17 protein-coding genes and 5 tRNA genes are annotated in these 21,647 nt (G+C 47.5%); 9 read left to right on the top strand and 13 right to left on the bottom strand.

Translation table 11 applies throughout. The features are described 5' to 3' along the window. Nucleotides 1–12 precede the first annotated feature (12 nt). Together TSUB_RS11875 and xthA are read right to left on the bottom strand one after the other, a co-directional pair. Complete coding sequence (locus TSUB_RS11875) at nt 13–975, bottom strand: Gfo/Idh/MocA family protein (protein WP_087017606.1); 963 nt, start codon at nt 973–975, stop codon at nt 13–15. Between the two features lie 64 nt (nt 976–1,039). Further along, nucleotides 1,040–1,846, bottom strand: a complete 807-nt coding sequence (gene xthA, locus TSUB_RS11870; RefSeq protein WP_087017604.1) for an exodeoxyribonuclease III — start codon at nt 1,844–1,846, stop codon at nt 1,040–1,042. A gap of 861 nt (nt 1,847–2,707) precedes the next feature. Between xthA and TSUB_RS11865 the strand changes: the two genes are divergently transcribed. The 3 genes from TSUB_RS11865 to TSUB_RS11855 all read left to right on the top strand — a co-directional run bounded on the left by TSUB_RS11865 (nt 2,708) and on the right by TSUB_RS11855 (nt 5,834). Beyond that, nucleotides 2,708–4,318, top strand: a complete 1,611-nt coding sequence (locus TSUB_RS11865; protein ID WP_221274526.1) for a SulP family inorganic anion transporter — start codon at nt 2,708–2,710, stop codon at nt 4,316–4,318. A gap of 28 nt (nt 4,319–4,346) precedes the next feature. Next, nucleotides 4,347–4,730: an SgcJ/EcaC family oxidoreductase gene (locus TSUB_RS11860; protein ID WP_221274525.1), complete on the top strand. Its 384-nt coding sequence runs from the start codon at nt 4,347–4,349 to the stop codon at nt 4,728–4,730. Nucleotides 4,731–4,898: 168 nt separating this feature from the next. Then, nucleotides 4,899–5,834, top strand: a complete 936-nt coding sequence (locus tag TSUB_RS11855) for a glutathione S-transferase family protein (RefSeq protein WP_087016468.1) — start codon at nt 4,899–4,901, stop codon at nt 5,832–5,834. 4 nt (nt 5,835–5,838) lie between these two features. Here the strand turns inward: TSUB_RS11855 and TSUB_RS11850 are convergent, their stop codons facing one another. The 6 genes from TSUB_RS11850 to TSUB_RS11825 all read right to left on the bottom strand — a co-directional run bounded on the left by TSUB_RS11850 (nt 5,839) and on the right by TSUB_RS11825 (nt 8,394). Next, nucleotides 5,839–7,488: a response regulator gene (locus tag TSUB_RS11850; RefSeq protein WP_087016469.1), complete on the bottom strand. Its 1,650-nt coding sequence runs from the start codon at nt 7,486–7,488 to the stop codon at nt 5,839–5,841. A 117-nt stretch (nt 7,489–7,605) separates the two neighbouring features. Further along, nucleotides 7,606–7,690 (bottom strand) — tRNA-Tyr (locus TSUB_RS11845). 89 nt (nt 7,691–7,779) lie between these two features. Further along, nucleotides 7,780–7,864 (bottom strand) — tRNA-Tyr (locus tag TSUB_RS11840). An 89-nt stretch (nt 7,865–7,953) separates the two neighbouring features. Beyond that, nucleotides 7,954–8,038 (bottom strand) — tRNA-Tyr (locus TSUB_RS11835). A gap of 89 nt (nt 8,039–8,127) precedes the next feature. Beyond that, a tRNA-Tyr gene (locus TSUB_RS11830) sits at nt 8,128–8,212 on the bottom strand. Nucleotides 8,213–8,309: 97 nt separating this feature from the next. Next, nucleotides 8,310–8,394: transfer RNA gene (locus TSUB_RS11825), tRNA-Tyr, on the bottom strand. Nucleotides 8,395–9,028: 634 nt separating this feature from the next. On the opposite strand from TSUB_RS11825, the gene TSUB_RS11820 reads away from it, so the two are divergent. From TSUB_RS11820 to TSUB_RS11800, 5 genes are all read left to right on the top strand, one after another. After that, entirely contained in the window at nt 9,029–10,129 is a 1,101-nt protein-coding gene (locus TSUB_RS11820) for an efflux RND transporter periplasmic adaptor subunit (RefSeq protein ID WP_087016470.1), read from the top strand. Nucleotides 10,130–10,131: 2 nt separating this feature from the next. Beyond that, the gene (locus TSUB_RS11815; protein WP_087016471.1) at nt 10,132–13,245 is read left to right on the top strand and encodes a multidrug efflux RND transporter permease subunit; all 3,114 of its coding nucleotides are present in this window, start codon (nt 10,132–10,134) and stop codon (nt 13,243–13,245) included. A 157-nt stretch (nt 13,246–13,402) separates the two neighbouring features. Further along, nucleotides 13,403–14,425, top strand: a complete 1,023-nt coding sequence (rluF, locus tag TSUB_RS11810; protein ID WP_087016472.1) for a 23S rRNA pseudouridine(2604) synthase RluF — start codon at nt 13,403–13,405, stop codon at nt 14,423–14,425. Nucleotides 14,426–14,865: 440 nt separating this feature from the next. Continuing rightward, entirely contained in the window at nt 14,866–15,648 is a 783-nt protein-coding gene (locus TSUB_RS11805; RefSeq protein ID WP_159064760.1) for a ParA family protein, read from the top strand. Beyond that, entirely contained in the window at nt 15,572–15,874 is a 303-nt protein-coding gene (locus TSUB_RS11800; protein WP_087016474.1) for a DUF1244 domain-containing protein, read from the top strand. The genes TSUB_RS11805 and TSUB_RS11800 overlap by 77 nt, the downstream gene beginning before the upstream one ends. 76 nt (nt 15,875–15,950) lie before the next feature. On the opposite strand, the gene rrtA is transcribed toward TSUB_RS11800, so the two are convergent. After that, nucleotides 15,951–16,553 (bottom strand): rhombosortase, encoded by a 603-nt coding sequence (gene rrtA / locus TSUB_RS11795; protein WP_159064761.1) that lies wholly within the window; start codon nt 16,551–16,553, stop codon nt 15,951–15,953. Nucleotides 16,554–16,562: 9 nt separating this feature from the next. On the opposite strand from rrtA, the gene TSUB_RS11790 reads away from it, so the two are divergent. Next, nucleotides 16,563–17,168, top strand: coding sequence for a tRNA-uridine aminocarboxypropyltransferase (locus TSUB_RS11790; RefSeq protein WP_087016476.1), 606 nt, complete (start codon nt 16,563–16,565; stop codon nt 17,166–17,168). Nucleotides 17,169–17,182: 14 nt separating this feature from the next. On the opposite strand, the gene TSUB_RS11785 is transcribed toward TSUB_RS11790, so the two are convergent. From TSUB_RS11785 to TSUB_RS11770, 4 genes are all read right to left on the bottom strand, one after another. Further along, entirely contained in the window at nt 17,183–18,517 is a 1,335-nt protein-coding gene (locus tag TSUB_RS11785; protein ID WP_087016507.1) for an anti-phage deoxyguanosine triphosphatase, read from the bottom strand. Nucleotides 18,518–18,926: 409 nt separating this feature from the next. Next, nucleotides 18,927–19,511 carry a 5'-deoxynucleotidase gene (gene yfbR / locus TSUB_RS11780; protein WP_087016477.1) on the bottom strand — a complete coding sequence of 195 codons (585 nt, stop codon included), beginning with the start codon at nt 19,509–19,511 and terminating at the stop codon, nt 18,927–18,929. 169 nt (nt 19,512–19,680) lie between these two features. Continuing rightward, nucleotides 19,681–20,091 (bottom strand): hypothetical protein, encoded by a 411-nt coding sequence (locus TSUB_RS11775; RefSeq protein WP_087016478.1) that lies wholly within the window; start codon nt 20,089–20,091, stop codon nt 19,681–19,683. A gap of 159 nt (nt 20,092–20,250) precedes the next feature. After that, nucleotides 20,251–21,465: a pyridoxal phosphate-dependent aminotransferase gene (locus TSUB_RS11770; RefSeq protein ID WP_087016479.1), complete on the bottom strand. Its 1,215-nt coding sequence runs from the start codon at nt 21,463–21,465 to the stop codon at nt 20,251–20,253. Nucleotides 21,466–21,647: the final 182 nt, after the last annotated feature.

Here is a 21,647-nt window from a genome sequence, read left to right as displayed (position 1 = left end):
GAGGCGTTTTTGTTAGCGGCCCAGTATTTGGTCTATTACCCAGTTGGTGCGTTCAGCATAAAAGGCGCGGCAAGGCGATTCAGCCTTACCATTGATATCGGCTTGCATCGCTTGAATGTGAGGCAATTGGACATGTTTGGGGTGCGGTAGGTTTATCAGCTCTCGGCCTGCTTGCGTGTTGAGGATGATCGTTGAGTCCTTAAACACGGAGAATTGCAGTGTGCCTTCGTCGCCATAAAGAGTGATGACATCTTCGTCCCCAAAACTGTCGAAATGCCAAAGTCCACTTCCTAGCACATTGTTATTAAATCGAAAATGTGCCGCAATTGAATTAGGGGTCGTCTCTTGGTTATCTTGCTGCACCGCAATGCCGTCAACTTCGATTATTTCGCCTATCAGGTAGTGCAAGAGATCCAGCATGTGACTGCCTAAATCGGTAAAGTAGCCACCTCCGGAACGTTGAGGGTCAATGCGCCAATGTAAAGCCTCATCTCGCTCATGTGCAGGGCGTATGAGTTTGATATCGACAGCGGAAAGAGGGCCAATGACTTGTTGGTCAAGCAGGGCTTTAATATGTTGAAATTTGGGTAGAAGCCGTCGGTAATAAGAGACAAAAAGAGGCAGCCCTTTTTTTTCAAAGGCAGTCGAAATGATACGGCTTTGCTGAAAGCTCAGCCCAAAGGGTTTCTCTATACAACAGGGCTTTTTCGCATCGGCAACTTTTAACGCTATCTCTAGGTGAGCATCGGGTGGGGTGGCAATATAGAGTGCGTCGACAAAAGGGGCAGTAATAAGATCGTCAACATTATCAAAATAGTTGGGGATATGGTGCTGGATAGCGAACTCTTCGGCGCGATCTAAGTTACGGGCCATGACCGCACTGATTTGTGCGCCTTTGGCCTCCTGAAAGGCCGGGGTCGTTTTCTCTTGCGCGACGTTACCGCAACCAATGATGCCCCAACGAATGATTCCCATGACTCACATCCTTATGTGTCAGAGCCAGCCATACAGGACTGGCTCTTTATTGGGCGGCGACGTTTTATTTAAACGTCGTCCATATCGGCGCGTGATCTGAAGGCTTCTCGATACCGCGCAGCTCATAGTCAATGCCCGACTCAATGGTTTTTTGCGCTAAAGAAGGCGTCGCAAGAATCACATCAATACGCAGACCGCGGTTATCTACAAACCCTTTTGAGCGGTAATCAAACCAAGAGTATTGATCCTCAACGTCAGGATGTTGTAGGCGGAAGGTATCTTCCAAGCCCCAATTTAGCAAGGTAGCCAACCACTCTCGTTCGATCGGTTGGAAAGAACATTTGCCCGTTTTTAGCCAACGTTTACGGTTTGGCTCACCGATACCAATGTCTTTGTCCTCTGGGCTAATGTTGATATCGCCCATCACAATGAGTTGTTCATCATTATTGTGGTGAGTTTCAAGATAGGTCATCAGATCAGCGTAAAATTTCTCTTTAGCGGGAAACTTTGTCTCATGCGCAATGTTATCACCTTGCGGGAAGTAACCATTCAACACCGTCACCTCTGAGCCACCTTCTTGTTTGAAGGTTGCCATGATCATACGTCGTTGCGCATCTTCATCATCCGTTGGAAAGCCGCGTTGCACTTTTATTGGTTCGTGTTTGCAGAGCATTGCAACACCGTAGTGGGCTTTTTGACCGTGGTGATAGACTTTGTAGCCCATTGCTTCAACATCCTCGAGAGGAAAGGCTTCGTCATGCACTTTTATTTCTTGTAGGCCAATGACATCCGGATCATGCTTGTCAATTAGCGCTTGAAGTTGATGTAATCTTGCGCGTAATCCATTGATGTTAAACGATATTACTTTCACTATAAATTCTCTAGAATGCGTTATCTTGATACAGATGTTAACAAACATCCCTTAGCGACCTCAAGTTGTTACCTTTGCCACTCTCTGAAAATGTGTGGGCCATACAGTGCTGATTTATCGAGTTACATTTTGATGGCTTGGCTTTGAGATACAGCGAATTTTCTAGGCTCGCCACCTTGGTTCTGCTTTTCGATTTAGTTGACTAGACCTTCAAAGCAGTGCCTCGATGGCAGACCTATACTCAAGCCACCTCAAGATGCGAGATTCAGAAGCAGACTAGCGCGTCGAGTTCAAGGCAAAGGTGTGAAGGAATGGCTTTCCCCTTTCAAACACATTTAACGCAGAAATCGGGGTGCTAGTCGCTTCCCGAAGGGCGAGTTTTCTAGGCTCGCCACCTTTGTTACTGCTTTTTGATTTAGCCCACTAGATCTTCAAAGCAGTGCCTCGATGGCAAACCTAGAAACTCTCGCTGAACACGCATCTTGAGGTGGCTTGAGTATAGACACTCTCGATTAACAAGCATCTTGAGGTGGCTAGAGTATAAGGTGATGCTTTCATGAATCAGTGATAGTGGTGCCACAACCTATCATTATCTTTATGAGTCATACTTGACTCCATTTCTGTCTCAATGTTGAGTTCAGCGCTATTTTTACCTGAATAGTTGTATAATCTAGGCATAAGTGCTGATTATTTTACCTTTTGTTCAGTACTGTTCTTGTCGGAGGTAAAAACATTTCTATATATAAATAAAAGTCCTATAAACGGTTAATCTAGATGTAAAAAAGTGCCAAGGTTTATATTCAAACTCTGCGTCTCGAAAATAATTGAAATCGTTTTCATTTTAATTAAAAAGGAATAGTTATGAGTACGCCGCCGGATTCAGTATTGGAGAATAGAGTAGGAAATAAATTAACCAATAAACTGCCTTCGTCATTTTCAAATGATCTCTTTGCATCGGTTGTTGTTTTTTTGGTGGCGCTTCCGCTCTGTATGGGAATTGCGATTGCATCGGGTGTTCCTGCTTCCTACGGGATTATTACAGGGATAGTTGGCGGAATATTAGTCGGCTGTATTTCTGGCGCGCCATTATTAGTGAGTGGTCCTGCTGCTGGTCTCGCCGTTATGATTTGGGAACTGATCAATGATCACGGGTTATTTGTTTTAGGGCCTATCGTTTTTATTGCGGGTGCAATTCAATTGGCTGCGGGAAGTTTAAAAATGGGGCAATGGTTTCGTGCCGTATCGCCTTCTGTTATCCATGGTATGTTAGCCGGTATCGGTGTTTCAATTGTGGCAGCACAGCTGTATTTAATGATGGATTTGTCTCCGGTAGGCAATGGTATTCGAAATTTATTGCATTATCCTGTCGAGCTGGAAAATCTATTTATCGCCATTGAAGCCCACCAAGGCAGTTTGCTTGAACCGATTAATGGCTCAACAAGTCATATTGCGCTAGGTATTGGCTTACTGACGATAGCAGTGGCGAAAGGCTGGGATAAGTTGGCACCCACTAACATGAAGCTGTTACCTTCAGCCTTGATTGCTGTGATAGTGGCAACGCTGGTGTCGTGGGGGTTGGACTTGCCCGTAGCACACGTCACAGTGCCAGAAAACTTGTTTGCTGAGATAGCTATACCGGGGACAGCGTACTTCGCGACGTTCAAGCAGGGCGATGTAGTGCTTGCGGCAATTGCAGTGGCATTTATCGCCAGCGCTGAAACGCTACTGAGCGCCAGTGCAGTGGATAAGATGCACGATGGCACCAAGACAAAGTACAGTAAAGAGCTGTTTGCACAAGGGGCGGGGAACATGGTGTGTGGATTGCTTGGCGCGCTACCCATGACGGGGGTCATCGCGCGAAGTAGTGCGAATGTGCAAGCTGGCGCCAAAACACGCTTATCGACGATTATGCATGGCTGCTTGATGTTAGTGTTTGCGACGCTACTTTCTTTCTTATTGGCGGAAGTACCGATTGCAAGCTTATCAGCAATCCTCATTATTATCGGTATCAAGCTCATCAATCCTGCCCACATTCGAAAACTTAAACAGTTTGATAAATCTGAAGTTTGGATTTATGCCATTACCTTAGGCACCATTGTCGTGACAGATTTATTAGATGGCGTGTTAATCGGTATTGGGCTCGCATTTGCTAGATTACTTTATAGTTTACTGCATTTAGAAACAAAACTAGAAAAGTCAAAAGAGAATGAAAAGGTGATTACCTTACACTTAATGGGGGCAGCAACCTTTATTCAGTTGCCTCGTTTAGCCTCGACATTAGAAAAGATTCCTTTTGATACAGAATTACATGTTGATATTCAGAATCTCAGCTATATCGACCCGGCCTGTTTAGAATTGATGGAGGAGTGGGGGGATGATCATAAGGCTCAAGGTGGCACTGTTGTGATTGAATGGCATGCCTTATTTGGAAAATACAAAAAGCGCGAACTTACCGAAACATCAAATAACTAATAAATTATTAAATAAAGGAGAGTAAACAATGTCAGATTCAATAGGGAAAGTGATTTTTAAAGAGTGGAATGATGCATTAGCGACATTGGACCCACAAAAAGTGGTTGCTTGCTATTCCGACGAGGCGATTCTTATTCCCACCCTTTCAAACCAAGTGCGTTGCAACAAAGAGGAAATTCAGGATTATTTCACTCAGTTCTTACAAAAACGCCCTCAAGGAACCATCGAGCTGGAGCAAACACGTGAGATCTCTGAAGATGTTGTGATTAATTCGGGTATTTATACTTTTCGTTTTGACGATGATGCCGCAACCGATACCCAAGCGCGTTTTACATTTCTCTATAAAAAAGAAGCGCAAGGGTGGAAGATCCTTGAACATCACTCCTCGCTATTACCCGAAGTCGTTGCTTAGCGTTTGATGAACGACTCCTCCTACACATGAGTATAGATGCGCTGAGTTGCTCTTCAGCGCATCGATCATTCAATATTTTTGATTAAGTTGTTTAACTGGCGCTTACCGACATTGGCTGTGAACATTCCTATACTGCACCTATCAATAACACGGTTCAGGAGCAGGGTAATGGGAAAGTTAGTCAAAGGTGAATGGCACGACGTGTGGTATGACACAAAGGAAAGTGATGGCAAGTTTGTACGCGAAGATGCCGGTTTTCGCAGCTGGATCAGTGAAGATGGCCCTTATTACCCCGATTCTGGTCGCTATCATTTATACGTTTCGCTAGCCTGTCCATGGGCGCACCGCACCCTCATTTTACGTGAGCTGAAAGGTCTAACCGACCACATTGATGTGACCATCGTCAGCCCAGACATGCTGTCGAAAGGCTGGGAGTTTGAAGCGCCGGAGCCTTTGTTTGGTGCGAACTACATGCATCAGATCTACACCCAAGCCAAACGTGACTACACGGGGCGTGTCACTGTGCCTGTGTTGTGGGATAAGAAAACCAATACCATTGTCAGCAATGAATCCTCAGAAATTATTCGTATGTTTAACCATGCGTTTAACAGCCTGACGGGTAACACGGATGATTATTACCCTGAGGCACTGCGCTCAGACATCGACGAATGGAATGACTTTGTTTATCCCAATATCAACAATGGTGTCTATCGATGTGGTTTTGCGACGACGCAAGAGGCTTATTCTGAAGCCTTTGAGGCGCTGTTTGCCGCTCTCGATAAGGTTGATGCTCACTTGGCGACTCAGCGTTACCTTGCTGGCGATCAGATCACTGAAGCAGATTGGCGCTTATTCACCACCCTGATTCGTTTTGATGCGGTGTATGTGGGTCACTTTAAGTGCAACCTACGTCGAATTGCTGACTATCCACATATTCAAGGGTACATGAAAGAGCTCTATCAAGTTGAGGGTGTGGCAAAAACAGTAGACTTTTACCATATTAAACGTCACTACTATTTTAGCCATACGATGATCAACCCAACCCAAGTTGTTCCAGAAGGCCCTGAACTGGATTTGTCCTCGCCTCATGGTCGTGAAGGTTGATGAGTTACTGCTCATCTTCCTTATCATTAGTGTGAAAAAAACGCTCTAATTCCAACTTACACGCATTGTCCTCACTGGTAAGCGGCGAAATATTGAGTGAGGAGAGGCTGGCAGTCACTTTGGCTGTCGGCAGCTCTTTGAGTAACTGACAGGCGAGTAAGTAGAGAAAATGCAACTGGTTGGAAAGAGGGTAGCGTTCTAGCAACAACTCGGCTTGCTGTTTGACTCTCTCTGGTGTTAGCGCTAAGTGTTGCTTCATGATTTGAATGGTCTGATAGAGGGCAAGCCCTTGTTTACAGAGGTCGCTAGCGTTAATCAAACGTAGGTACTTCTGCTTGGTCGATTGACTGAGTTTTTCTCCAGACTTGAGTTGTTGAAGAAAAAGGTGAGCTAACTCTGCCTCACCCAGAATAAAAAGCGGCTTAATAGCATCTGCCCTAATGGTAAGAGGAAGTTCGTTGAATCGATTATAGTAAGGCGCCAAGGCGCGCATCAATTGCTGCTTGGCGTTGAGGTCTTCGGCATTTTTGATGGTTAATCGAATCCAGGCTAAGCGACCTAAACACTTTAACTTGGCCTGCTGTGCTGCACGAACCCGCTCTTTTGCTCTCTGATAGGTAATATTAAGATCTTTCAGCATTGCCGCTTGACGATGGGGTTCTTGCTTGAAATAAAACGTTTCAAACTCATAAAGGTAGGCAGAGAAGTACTCCAGCCAGCGCTCGCCCAGCAGCGGGAGGTAGGAGGCTAAGCAATGCCCAGCGTAGGTGAGTTTTTTAAAGTCATCTTGCTTTACCGCAAGTTTTGCTAGCTGCATGGCGCGTGGTGTTGAGTTGGGAGTGAGTTTTAATGCGACATGGCTGAGTGCGATAGCTTCCTCAAAGCGCCGTTCTGACTTAAGTACTTCTACCAGCAAATCATAGCCTTCGATACAGAGTGGAAATGCAGTAATCAGCTGGTTTAATTGCTCTATCGCTGTTTCTATCTCCTTTCGATACAGATGTATTTGCGCCAATGTTAATGCGGTATGCGCTGAAGCCTCTTCGGCCGCAAGTGTTAACGCAACACTTTCTGCTTTGTCCCATTGTTCACTTTCCATGAGCAGATCAAGCCAGAGTTTCTCCACCCGTTGGTGTTTTCCCAAGCGGGCAATCTGCATTTCGCAGAGCTTCAACGCTTTCTTTTTATCGCCATCCTGCAATGCTTTTGAAATAGGGCGGGTGATTTGACTTGAAAGCCACGCACGATCAATGTTTTGGCACAACGTTGTCATCGAAACGGGCTTTCGAACAAACGCATCGGGCTCGGCTTCTAAACTCGACAAGATAACTTCTGATGAGTTGTCACCGGAGATAAGCAGTGAGGCACAATCTAGGTGAATCAGGTGCTTTTGTCTTAATGCACAGAGTAGCTCGCTACCGTTGAGAATGCTCTCAAGGTGGTAGTCGATAATGATGACTTGCACCGCATGTTGTTGGCAAAGTTGGATAGCATCATCTGGGGATGAGGCCGAAAAGAGCTCCACCACACCAACTTGGCGTAGCAAGGATTTTAGTAATGCGGCTTCAGTTAGGCTGTCGTCGACGATCAATATTCTGGCATGGAGCCAACCCATCCGAATGGCATTGAGTTTGAGTGATTCCAAATCAGCCATTTAGCCTCCTTTTCTCTGTTGAGTGTAGGAGTAGAGCGGTCAAATGTCTGTCTTATTGATACGAAAATATTGAGGGGCAATAACGAAAAAAGCCAGCATTAAGCTGGCTTTAGAAGATGGTGGAGGGGGACGGATTCGAACCATCGAAGGCGGAGCCGGCAGATTTACAGTCTGCTCCCTTTGGCCACTCGGGAACCCCTCCAGGGTGTTTTTATACTTAATCTACCGTTTTCCCAACGCAGTTGATCAAGTGTTTCTCATCAGCTTCATGTGAATCTACGAGAAGAAAGATGGTGGAGGGGGACGGATTCGAACCATCGAAGGCGGAGCCGGCAGATTTACAGTCTGCTCCCTTTGGCCACTCGGGAACCCCTCCAGGGTGTTTTTATACTTAATCTGCCGTTTTCCCAACGCAGTAGACCAAGTGTTTCTCATCAGGTTCATGTGAATCTGCGAGAAGAAAGATGGTGGAGGGGGACGGATTCGAACCATCGAAGGCGGAGCCGGCAGATTTACAGTCTGCTCCCTTTGGCCACTCGGGAACCCCTCCAGGGCGTTTTATACTTAATGTACCGTTTTCCCAACGCAGTAGATCAAGTGTTTCTCATCAAGTTCAATGTGAATCTGTGAGAAAAAAGATGGTGGAGGGGGACGGATTCGAACCATCGAAGGCGGAGCCGGCAGATTTACAGTCTGCTCCCTTTGGCCACTCGGGAACCCCTCCAGGGTATTTTTATACTTAACTAACGGTTTTCCCAACGCTGTTAATCAAGTGTTTCTCCCAACACAATCCATAGGAAATGTATCGTGAGAATAAAGAATGGTGGAGGGGGACGGATTCGAACCATCGAAGGCGGAGCCGGCAGATTTACAGTCTGCTCCCTTTGGCCACTCGGGAACCCCTCCACAAGTGTGGGGCGCATAATATCAAACAAAACTGTGCTGTAAACCTTTTTGGCGATTATTTTGTGTTGCTTGGTGGTTTTTTCATCTCGTAGCTAGCTGTTCGTCGTAAAAAGCAGCGAAGCGCCGTTTTTTCGCGCGCTGTTACAGAAAGGGCAGCCGTTTTATTGTCTCGGTTGTGAAAGATCTATACTCAAGCCACCTCAAGGTGCTTGTTCAGCGAGAGTTTCTAGGTTTGCCATCGAGGCACTGCTTTGAAGATCTAGTGGACTAAATCAAAAAGCGGTAACAAAGGTGGCGAACCTAGAAAACTCGCCCTTCGGGAAGCGACTAGCGCCCCGATTTCTGCGTTAAAGGTATTCGAAAGGGGGAAGCCATTCCTTCACACCTTTGCCTTGAACTCGACGCGCTAGTCTGCTTCTGAATCCTGCATCTTGAGGTGGCTTGAGTATACGATGTTAAGGTCTTGATTTGGCGATTTGATAACCGGATTGACGCTCAACAGGATGATCTGCGTCGGGAAGGTGTCAGTACATGATCTGTTACATTCAAATTTGCGCTACTTTACACTTGTTTACGCGCAACCTACCTCAAAGTAGGTATCATTTCGGCACTAGTTTTGTTGAGCAATAGAATCATGAAAAAAACCATCATCGCGGTGACCCTTCTCGCCGTCTTGGGAGGCGGCTACTGGTACTCCCAACAGCAAGAGGCTGAGTCTTCTTCTCCTGCAGCAACGTCTCAGCGCCGTGGCCCTCAGTCAGTGTCTGTTACAACAGCGCTAGTAGAGACGCGTCCTCTTAGCCAGTCTCTTAATCTTGTGGGGTCGTTGAAAGCGCGTGATGCTATCAATATTGCTTCAGAAGTGACCGGAAAAATCGAGCGTGTCGCCGTCGGTGAGAACAGTCAGGTAGAAGCGGGCGAGCTGCTCGTTCAACTGGACGCCAATAAGGCGCGCGCGAGTTTGCAAGAAGCGCAAGCGTATCACAAAGATGAGCGCCGTAAGCTGCGTGAATACATTAGCTTAGTTGAGCGTGGTGCGGTGACGCAAACCCAAGTTGAAGCGCAACAGGCATCGGTAGATATTGCCAAAGCGCGTATGGCAGCGGCGCAGAAAGCTTACGATGACCATGCCTTGTTGGCGCCATTTTCCGGTACGGTAGGGTTGATTGATATCAGTAAAGGTCAACTTGTTAGCAATAACAGTGCATTGATGACCCTTGATGATCTGAGTGTGATGCAGCTTGATCTCTCTGTGCCGGAAATCTATTTGTCGCAAATTGAAATTGGCGCCACGGTTGTTGCTACCAGCCAAGCTTGGGGAAATACGCCGTTTATTGGTCAAATCGCCGCGATTGATTCTCGTGTTCAAGCCGAGTCGCTGAATATTCGTGTCAGAGTGCGGTTTGAGAATGACGACAGCAAACTCAAGCCGGGCATGCTGATGAATGCTGCGTTAGTCTTTGCGCCCCAAGAGATGCCAGTGATTCCTGTGCAAGCGCTGGAGTACTCAGGGACTAAGCGTTTCGTTTACACCTTGGATGAAGATAATGTGGCAACACGCACTGAGATTACCTTGGGTGGCCGTGTGGACAACAGCGTGATGGTAGAAGCCGGATTGGTTGGCGGAGAGCGCATTGTTGTGCAAGGTCTGGTGAATATCCGCGATGGTGTCACCGTGGAAGATGTGGAAGTCGCGCAAACACGTCCAGCGTCAGCTGCGCAGCGGAGTCAGTAGTTATGTGGATTTCTGACGTTTCCGTAAAGCGGCCTGTTGTCGCTATTGTACTGAGCTTACTATTGTGTGTTTTTGGGTATGTCTCCTTTGAACGCATGTCAGTACGAGAATATCCTGATGTTGATAACCCAGTTGTTACTATTTCTACGACGTACCGTGGCGCGTCTGCCACGGTTATCGAGAGTCAAATCACCACCGTTATTGAAGATCAATTGACGGGGATCAGTGGCATAGACTCCATCACCTCGGCGAGCCGCAATGGCTCTTCTCGTATTACCGTGGTGTTCGACATTGGTTGGGATCTTGTCGAGGGGGTCAGTGATATTCGTGATGCGGTAGAACGGGCTAAGCGTCGCTTGCCTGAAGAAGCCGACGATCCTTTGGTCTCGAAGTCGAATGGCTCAGGTGAGGCATCGCTGTATATCAATCTAACATCCTCTGAGATGGATCGTACCCAATTAACCGATTACACCAACCGAGTCCTTGATGATCGCTTTAGTTTGATTACCGGGGTTTCATCGATTCAAATTACTGGCGCACTGAATCAGGTGATGTATGTGCAATTGCGTCCTGAATTGATGGCGGGGCGACGGGTGACCAGTAGCGATATTATTGCCGCGCTACGCAATGAAAACATTGAAATGCCGGGTGGTGTGGTGCGTAACGATACCACGGTGATGTCAGTACGTACTGCCCGTTTGTATCAAACACCTGAGGATTTCGAATACCTCGTCGTGCGTTTTGCTGAAGATGGCACGCCGATTTACCTTCGTGATGTGGCAAGCGTGTTTGTTGGCGCTGAAAATGAAAACTCTACCTTTAAGAGTAATGGTGTCGCTAACCTGAGCCTTGGTATTGTGACCCAATCGGACGCCAACCCGTTGGATGTCGCAAAGCGGGTTCGCGAGGAAGTGGCACTGCTACAAGCTTATTTACCCGAAGGCACGACGTTAGAAGTCGACTATGATGCTACCTTGTACATCGAGCGTTCTATTGCAGAAGTGTTCAACACGCTGGTGATCACCGGTGGTTTGGTCATCATTGTCCTTTATGTCTTTATCGGTCAAGCCCGAGCAACGCTTATCCCCGCCGTTACCGTACCTGTTTCGCTGATCTCGGCGTTTATTGCGGCTTACGCGTTCGGTTTTTCTATTAATATCCTCACCTTGATGGCGCTGATTTTGTCAATCGGTCTGGTGGTCGACGATGCCATCGTCGTGGTGGAGAACATTTATCACCATATCGAACAAGGTGAGTCGCCTTTGTTGGCGGCGTATAAAGGAACTCGTGAAGTCGGCTTTGCGGTAGTGGCGACGACGGCAGTACTGGTCATGGTTTTCTTACCCATCACCTTTATGGATGGCATGGTCGGTAAGTTCTTTACCGAGTTTGCCGTACTGCTTGCGGTTGCCGTGATGTTCTCTTCTTTGATTGCATTGACCCTAACGCCAGTATTAGGCAGTAAAATCCTCAAAGCGAATGTGAAGCGTGGCGCGTTTAACCGTGCCGTCGATACCGTGTTTGAAAAACTAGAGAATGGCTATCGCGCATTGGTCACTTTCGCAGTCAGAATGCGTTGGGGTGCCCCGTTGGTGATTGTCGGGTGCGTGGCAGCGAGTGGATTTTTGATGAAGCATATCCCTGCCCAGCTTGCACCAATGGAAGACCGTGGCGTTATCTTTGTCTTTGTTCGAGGTGCGGAAGGTACCAGTTATAACCGTATGGTTTCGAATATGGAGCTGGTGGAAGAGCGCATTTTACCTATGGTCGGCAATGGTGAAATTCGTTCGATGAACTTCCAGACCCCGGCTTTTGGCGGCAATGCAGGTGACCAAACGGGATTCGTGATTATTCAGCTCGAAGAGTGGGAGCAACGTACCCGTCACGCCGAAGAGATACTGGGCGATATGCGCAAAGTGCTTCACGGTATTCCCGATGTACGTGTTTTCCCGTTTATGCCAGGCATGCGTGGCGGATCATCTGAACCAGTGCAAATGGTGCTCGGTGGTGCGGATTATGCCGAACTCAATGCGTGGGCGGAAAAGCTGAAGGTCATTGCCGAAGAGAGCGAGCAGATGACCGGGGCGGATCTTAACTATTCAGAAGCGACCCCTGAACTTTTGGTAACCATTGATACGCAGCGTGCTGCGCAACTGGGTGTGACGGCATCGACGGTGGCATCGACGTTGGAAGTGATGCTGGGTGGACGTCGTGAAACGACGTATGTTGATCGAGGTGAAGAGTATGATGTCTATCTACGTGGTGAAGAGGAGCGCTTCAACAACGCCACTGACCTCAGTAAGATCTATGTGCGTACCAGCAAAGGTGAATTGATCACCTTAGATACCGTGACCAAAATTGAAGAGATCGCATCAGCACAACGCCTGAATCACTATATGAAGCAAAAGGCGATCACCCTCAGTGCAAACCTTAACGAAGGTTACACTTTAGGTGATGCGCTGAATTATCTCGAGGCTGAAGCGATCGCGCTACTGCCAGCAGATATCACGATCAGCTATAGCGGTGAATCAAAGGACTTCAAGGAAAACCAAAGTTCTACCTTGTTTGTCTTTAGCCTGGCGTTATTGGTGGCGTATCTCGTACTCGCGGCGCAGTTTGAGAGTTTCGTTAACCCCTTGGTGATCATGCTGACGGTGCCTATGGGGATCTTTGGCGGCTTTGCCGGACTCTGGATTACCGATCTTTCGCTGAATATCTACAGTCAGATCGGCATGATCATGCTGATTGGTATGGTGACCAAGAACGGTATCTTGATTGTTGAATTTGCTAACCAACTGCGTGACCGTGGTCGTCAGTTTGAATCTGCGATTATCGAGGCGTCAGTACGCCGTCTGCGTCCTATCTTGATGACGGCTTTCACCACGCTGTTTGGTTCGCTACCACTGATCTTTTCAGACGGTGCTGGTGCGGAAAGCCGAGTGGCTGTGGGTACTGTGGTGTTCTTCGGCATGGCGTTTGCAACCTTGGTAACACTGGTTGTCATTCCGGCAATGTACCGCTTGTTAGCGGCAAAAACGCAATCTCCGGGCCATATTGAACAACTACTCGAAAAAGAGCTTGAGAAAGATGTGGTGACACGTCATAACCACGGTTAAGAGCATCTAAGAGAGCAAACGAAGGCCGGACATGATGTTCGGCCTTTTCTTTTACTGCTGAACAGGGGGCGTGTGTGGTGTCGTAGAGGGAATTTCGCTAGAATAGCGCGCCTTTTACCGCTAAGGTGTAGCGGACTGTTAACGATGAGATAAAACCATGAGCGAACCAACCTTGACTCGACTAAATAAATACATCAGTGATACTGGCTATTGCTCGCGCCGGGAAGCCGATAAGCTGGTTGAGCAAGGACGAGTGACCATTAATGGTGACGTAGCAGAGATGGGCCGAAAAGTGGCGGAAGGAGACACGGTTTGTGTTGATGATCGCCCACTCCGTAGCAAAGAAAAGCCGATTTACATCGCATTGAACAAGCCGACCGGGATCACCTGTACCACCGAGCGCCATGTCGAAGGCAATATTGTGGACTTCATTGGCCACCGCAAACGCATCTTCCCGGTTGGCCGCTTAGATAAAGCGTCTGATGGTCTCATTTTCATGACTAACGATGGCGACATCGTGAACAAGATTTTGCGCGCTGGCAACCAACACGAAAAAGAGTATGTGGTGCGTGTTGATAAGCCGATTACGCCTGAATTCATTGAGAAAATGGCAGCCGGCGTCGCTATCCTCGATACGGTCACTTTACCTTGTAAGGTAGAGCAAGAGTCACGTTTTGTCTTTCGTATCACCTTGACGCAAGGGTTGAACCGTCAAATTCGTCGTATGTGTGAAGCCTTAGGCTACGACGTCTATAAGCTAAAACGCGTTCGCATTATGAATGTGTCGATTGATGGTTTAGCAACGGGGAAATGGCGTTATCTGTCTGATGCTGAAATGGCTGAGATCAATGCCCTTATCGCTGGCTCAAGTAAAACCGAAGAAGCCTCTCGTACTGATGGACTCGGTCAGACGATCAAGCAAGCGACGCCCGCTAAATTGCATGATTCTCGCCAGCAACAAGAGGGACGTGAGCGTCGAGAAGGTGGACGTCAACGCACGCATAATGCCAAGGGTTATGATGGCCGCCGAGCAAAGTCTTCCGAAGGTCGTAAAGGTGAAAACCGAGGTAAAGGTAAACCCGCAGGGAACCGAGATCGTAACCGCAGTGGTAATAGCTCGCGTGGTGGAAACGCGAAATCAAGCGGTGATGGTATTGTAAAATGGCAACCTAAGCGCTAAAGGAACATGTTTTGGAAGAGGGCCTGCAAGGCCCTTTTTTTGATCTTGGATGAGAGACTTAAGCCCTTAAGGATCAGGGTATAAAGCGAACTTGCTGATCGGGTTCAAGGCAAAAATATGTTGTTGTGTTTTCCCTTTTTCGAAACACGAGTTAATACGCTGTTGTTGTATGAAAAAGTTACCACTAATTCACATTAGTGAGGTATTGGTTCAAATTGTGCTGTCTAAATAGTGAACAAATCGCATAGCTATTCAGTTAATATGCGTGTTTGTGTGGTTGTTTGCCCTGAAAATTGGGTCTTAATGACGTATCAGCACACATTTTGCAATTTTTCCTGTGATCTGCCTTTCAAAACTGGTGGTCAAGCCCACCGTAGCTCTGTGCACAATCGTTTTGATTGATAAACTGCTCAAATTGAATGTGGATGGAACCCAACATCATGGCTAACCGATCGATGAATATCACGTGCGGACTGAAATCTTCACCGGCGACAAAAGTACTCATTCTGAATCGTAAAGGCGGCGCAGGGAAATCGACATTCGCTATCTCCTTAGCGAGTGTCTTGCAGCAGCAGTACAAAACTGAACTGATCGACTTTGACGAGCAGTGCACTTCACAGTTTTGGGCCTCACAAAGCGGGCTGGTACCCGGCCAGCATTTTGGCTTCGATAAGGGGCAATTGTTCTCTTTGCAAGTCAAAGTAGACCGCAGCAGTGATGTTATCTTGATCGACACCCCTTCGAACTTTTCTCATATCGAGCTTGAACGTTACTTGGCTCTCGCTGACCGCATTATTATCCCTCTCCAGCCCTCACCGGTCGATATTCATGCCACATTGAACTTTATGAGTAAGTTGATTAATTCGTCAGCTTATCGTCAACGCAAATCACCCATTGCCTTTGTGGCGACGCGCAATGCGAAAGGGGCGGAAGGATTGGCACAGTTTACCCAAGTCCTCAATCATTTGGGTCACCCAATATTAGGGGATATGACGAGTTCGCCGGTCTATCAACAAGCATTCGAAGATGGCTTGAGTTTTACTGAGTTAGCGCCAATGCTTGATGAGAAGCTGTGGGAAAGAACCCGAGAGTGGTTAACATTGACAGCTCGTACTCAAGTGCAGTCGGCAGAAAAAGGACGAGGTTATGACAGAATTGGATCCACGCACACAGGATCAATTGGACGCAGCGGTGTTGAGACGTCTGCTGCGTCATTTGGATGAAAACAAAGACGTACAGAACATTGATTTGATGATTTTGGCTGATTTCTGCCGAAATTGTTTAGGGAAGTGGTATAAGGCAGCAGCAGATGACGCGGGTGTTGCAATCAGCGATGATGAAGCCCGCGAACGTATTTATGGGATGCCTTACAGTGAATGGAAAGAGAAGCATCAGTTGCCTGCGACACCGGAGCAACTTGCGGCATTTGAAGCGAAGAAAGCTAATTAACGCTTTGACGTCGTAACTAGCGCTTTGCGCACGAATTAAAAATGCACACCGCCATCATGACCTGCCTATGAGTAGGTCATTTTTTTCGGGGAGAATTTCCTCCATGCCAAGGTGGTGGCAGTATCCCAATGATGACACCTGTCAGTGCGCCAATGGCGTGAGCGTCAACAGCAACCTGTGCGTTGATAAGATCGGCGGTAACGCTATTGCCCCCATGTAGCAGCTCATAGCCAATTTTGATGCCGAGACCAATGAGGACAATCCAGCCAAACTGGCGTCGCTTGCGGTGGTTTTCACTATCACTGTCTTTCGGGCATTCGCGAATATCTTGAATGGCACACCAAGCCAATAAACCGTGTAATGTCCCAGACAAACCTGCTAACGCATAATCGCCAGTGGCAAGATGCGCAACACCAATCACGATGCTGATGGCCGCAATCAATAGGCTAAATTTTAGTGGCCTAACCAACTCTTGATAGGTGTAGACAATCATGATCAGTGCCAAACTGTTCATGAGCAGGTGCCAGTAATTGGTATGGGTGAGATTTCCTGTTAGGATGCGCCACACTTCACCACTCAGAATGGCATCGCGATACCAATAGGCCCATTCATTGGCGGCAGGTATCTGCATTAATGCCAAAAAGAGTACCATGCAAACCAGATAACGATAGATTGCCAAGGGAGCCTCATGCGACAGACGTGTCAGCGCTGCGGTAAAGCGGAGAAAGCCTGCATTTGTCAATGGATTCAGTCTGTTGATACTAAAACTGAACTGCTTGTACTGCAACACCCGAGTGAAGTGAATCGTGCTATTGGTACCGCACGTATCCTTGATCTCAGTCTGGATAACTGTCAGTTGATCGTCGGTGAAAATTTCACTGACAACGAGCGCTTAAATCAAGCACTGCGCCGCAGCGATATCCAATGGTTTGTGCTTTACCCCGGAGAGTCAGCGAAGCCCGCCTCGGCATTGCTCGCGGATGTTGCTGAGAAGCCGATTGGCTTTATTTTACTTGATGGTACATGGAAAAAAGCCTTTAAGATTTGGCAGTTGTCGACCAACTTACACGCCTTGCCGACCTGCTTGTTGGACAACGCCGATGAAGGTCAGTATCAGATTCGCAAATCCTCGAAGCAACAAGGCGTGAGTACGGTTGAGGCAGGCTACTTTGCGCTGAAAGCAATGGAGCCAGACAATCAGGCACTGGACTCGCTATTGGTCCCTTTTGAAAAGATGATCGCTTTTCAAATTGCGCAAATGCCTGATGGGGTCTTCAAAAAAAACTACCTGTGATAACGGCCTTGCGGTTATTGATGGTATCCCCACAGTTTGTTTTCTCCAGGGTCAAACAAGGTGCTATACAGGCGCTGCGCAAACCCATCCGTCATCCCAGAGATATAGTCGGCAATGATACGGGGGCTCTTCTCAGCGGCTAACCAGCGGTCTCGTGTCGCGTCTGGTAATAGCCGTGCGGGGTCAGACTCTATCGCTTCAAAGAGCTCCATCACCAATTGTTGGCCCTTGTATTCAAATAGCTGTAGCTCGTGGTTTTGGACGACGTACTTGAAGACAAATTGTTTGAGGACATCGAGGACAAAGGCCATTTCTGGCGTCAGTGTTGCTTTCCAAGCGAGTAAGGGAGACTCGAAAGACTGGTCCTCTAGTGTCTTTTCAATGGAAATCGAAGTGATCAACGCATTGACGAGTGCGCCGATAGCATCTTTACGTTCAAAGTGCTCACCAAAGAAGCGTTGGCTGATGAGATCTATGTGTTTTTCGACCCAAGCATCACCGCAATCGGCCAGTTGACTCGCGACTGATTCTTGCCATTGCTCGCGGGTAACAATCCCCATGACAACGGCATCTTCGAGATCGTGGACACCGTAAGCTATATCGTCAGCAAGCTCCATGATCGTGCAATCAAGAGATTTGAAGGCGGTTTTTTTATGCTTGGCACTGTTGTCTTGATCACGCAAGGTCGCAAACTGTTGGCGATCATGGTCGCTCAAGGGAGAGAGCACCCAGTCAAACAGGGTTTTATCGCAATCGTAGATCCCTTTAGGTGGATGCCATTGGCTCGCCACGAGGTGACGGAAACTGCGCACATCTCCCGGTATATGTTCGGCACTCACTTGGCTAATCAGCGCAGGGTATTTGATTAAACCGAGCAAGGTACGACGGGAGAGGTTCATCCCATCTTGTTTTGTGTAAGGCTCAAGTTGGGTAACGATACGAAAGGTCTGCGCGTTACCCTCAAATCCACCGTGGTGGCGCATCATGTAGTGAAGCGCGATCTCACCGCCATGACCGAAGGGTGGGTGGCCGATGTCATGTGCAAGGCAAAGGCTTTCCATCAAGCTAGTCGAAGGCAGCAGATCCTTAAACTCGGGCTGCTTGATTTTCAGTTGAGCAACAATGCCCGTGCCAATCTGTGACGCTTCCAGTGAGTGGGTGAGACGCGTACGGTAGAAGTCATTCATACCCGCGCCGAGTACTTGAGTTTTTGCTTGCAGGCGACGAAAGGCAGCAGAGTGCAGGATGCGTGCTCTGTCCCGCTGGTAGGCGCTGCGTTTGTCATCGCGGCGGTACTTTTGCTCTTCGGCGTATCGGTATTGCCATGTTGGCGAGGGAGTATCAATCATCGCGAGCGCTTCCATTACATTAAGAGTGAACGATAGCCAGCGTTTTTCGCTTTCTTGGCTACCTTAACTTGCTGACGTATCGTGTTTTTCTAAGTGTAACAGGGTTATACTCAAACCACCTCAAGATGCTTGTTCAGCGAGAGTTTCTAGGCTTGTCAACAAGGCACTGTTTTGAAGATCTAGTGGACTAAATTAAAAAACAGTAACGACGGTGGCGAGCCTAGAAAACTCGCCCTTCGGGAAGCGACTAGCGCCCCGATTTCAGCGTTAAAGGTGTTTGAAAGGGAAAGCCATTCCTTCACACCTTTGCCTTGGTATCTTTACCTTGACTTAGACGCGCTAGGCCGCTTCTGAATCCTGCATCTTGAGGTGGTTTGAGTATATTAAGGGAAAGGGGAGCGCATCAACCCTAACTGATCTCATCCAAGGTCAGTTCAAAACTGGGGATAAAGACCTCCTCAAAGTAAGTGAGCTCAGGGGTGCGACGCTGCTCTAACATCTCTTCTAAGCGTTTCTTCGCTTGAACAAATTCATGGTTACCCATGGAGAGTTCTTCCAAGCACTTAATGTAGGCACACAGGGTGTCAGCTTGTTTGACAATGGCGTAATCGGCTTTGTCGATGCATTCGCTATCAAGCAGCGGTGCGTAGTCGTCTCGAAATTCTTCGGGCAGCATTGAGAGGAGTTTTTGCTCAGCCGCAAGCTCAATCTTCTTGTACTCTTTAGCGATGGCTGGGTTGTAATACTTGATTGGGGTTGGCATATCACCGGTGAGCACTTCGCTGGCATCGTGGAAGAGTGCAAGTAACGCGACTTTTTCGGGGTTGGCCTTGCCACCAAAGTGTTTGTTCTTAATTAAGGCGAGACCGTGAGCAACGAAGGCCACCATCATGCTATGTTCGCTGATATTTTCGGTGGAGACATTGCGCATTAAAGGCCAACGATGAATTAACTTCATGCGTGAAAGGTGGGCAAAAAAATGGCTGACAGACATGCTTACTCCCCGTCAAAAATGAGTTGTCTGTCCACGTTATCAGCAGTGATTGATGGCATCAATCGAAAAGTTGGTCGATGAAAAAGCAGAAAGGTGGAGATGCAAGACTAGATAGGGGATTTATCAAGCATCTCCAAAAGGGAACCCTTGGGCTTTGAAAAATAGGGTGTTACTTACACTGGAAGCTCAAGGTGGTGACATATGGATCTTCCAGTGAAGCACCGTAAATGCCGCCCGCGATGGCGGCGACACCGCCTGCATCATCGACTTTACCATCACCAAACACCCAGAGTGCCGTGCCTGCTGCAGAGGCAACATTGGCGATCGTTTTATGGGTTTCGTATTGATCTTGCGTCATGGTGCCTTCATAGAAGTTATCTTCGTCAACGACATACATACCTTGCTGATGTGAATCACAATAGCTTTGCGCCTGCTTAATCGCTTCGCGTGATGCCGATTTGGCATCTGAGGCTGCAATGGAGACATAGTGAACGCCGTCTGCGCCTGGACGAACATCTTCGTGCGAAGCGCATGCGGTAAGAATGAGACCTAAAGTGACGGTGACAATCGCCTTTTTCATGCTGTTTTATTCCTTATCCTTGAGTTTTACTCTGTATAAAAAGATTAACACTCGAAGGTGGCGATTTTTGTCATGTTTTGTAGGGAAAACGTAAAGAAAGACCCGCTAAACGTTACGTCTAACGGGTCGGGTATTTCTGCTAGGTATTGAGGTTAAGTTTTATTGGTTGTAGTTATGAATAAAGCGTTCAAAGCGGCTGATGGCCATCTCTAAATCATCGACACGCGGTAGGGTGACGATACGGAAATGGTCTGGTTTTGGCCAGTTAAATCCGGTGCCTTGTACGAGGAGTACTTTTTCCTGAATGAGGAAGTCGAGCACCATTTGTTGATCATCTTTAATCTTAAAGCGCTTGGTATCAATCTTAGGGAAGAGATAGAGCGCACCTTTAGGTTTCACGCAGCTCACCCCATCAATTGCATTGAGCATTTCATAAGCTTTGTCGCGCTGCTCTAATAAACGTCCGCCGGGCAGAATGAGTTCATTGATGCTCTGATAGCCCCCTAACGCGGTTTGAATGGCATGCTGCATGGGCACATTGGCACAGAGCCGCATGGAGGCGAGCATATCAAGTCCGGCAATGTAGCCTTTTGCTAGATGGCGCGGGCCTGAAATGAGCATCCAACCAGAGCGGAAACCACAAACACGATAAGATTTCGATAACCCATTGAATGTCACGCAGAGTAAGTCTTTTGCGAGTGGCGCAATCGAGTGATGAATCGCACCATCATAGAGAATCTTGTCATAGATCTCGTCAGCAAAGATGATTAGTTTGTTTTGGCGAGCGACTTCGATCACTTCAAGTAAGAAGTCACGGCTATAGACAGCGCCAGTTGGGTTATTCGGGTTGATCAACACAATGCCGCGAGTATTTTTGGTGATCTTTTTCTTGATATCGTCGATATCGGGATACCAATTGGCTTCTTCATCACACATATAGTGGACAGGTTTACCCCCAGAGAGCGCAATGGCCGCGGTCCAAAGCGGGTAATCCGGGGCGGGCACGAGGATCTCATCGTTGTTGTTGAGCAAGGCTTGCATCGACATCACGATGAGCTCGGATACCCCGTTGCCGATATAAACATCTTCCACATCAAGATCGAGCAGGCCACGTTTTTGATAGTGTTGAACAACGGCTTTGCGCGCAGGGTAGATCCCTTTCGAATCGGCATAACCTTGGGAGGTTGGCATGTTGCGAATCACATCAACGAGGATTTCATCTGGGGCATCGAAACCAAACGGGGCGGGGTTGCCAATATTCAATTTCAGAATTTTCTGCCCCTCTTCCTCCATGCGCTTAGCATGTTTGAGTACTGGACCGCGTATTTCGTAGCAGACATTGTCAAGTTTGTTTGACATCCCCAGATCGTACATGTGTTTGATTCCTGTATTTCGTTATTATGCTTTCAAATTACACTACTCAAGTGCCTAAAAGGAACCCTTTTTAGAAAAAAATAGCGAGGAAATTTAAAATTAATGATTATATTCTGCTGTTGATGATGTTCGCTTCAAGTAACTGAAAGGAGTGATCGGCAAATAGGGCAGAAAGTAGTGCA

The organism is Thaumasiovibrio subtropicus (assembly GCF_019703835.1).
Classification (GTDB): Bacteria; Pseudomonadota; Gammaproteobacteria; order Enterobacterales; family Vibrionaceae; genus Thaumasiovibrio; species Thaumasiovibrio subtropicus.
Note: the sequence above shows the minus strand (reverse complement) of the source record. Positions and strands in the feature narration are given on the sequence as shown.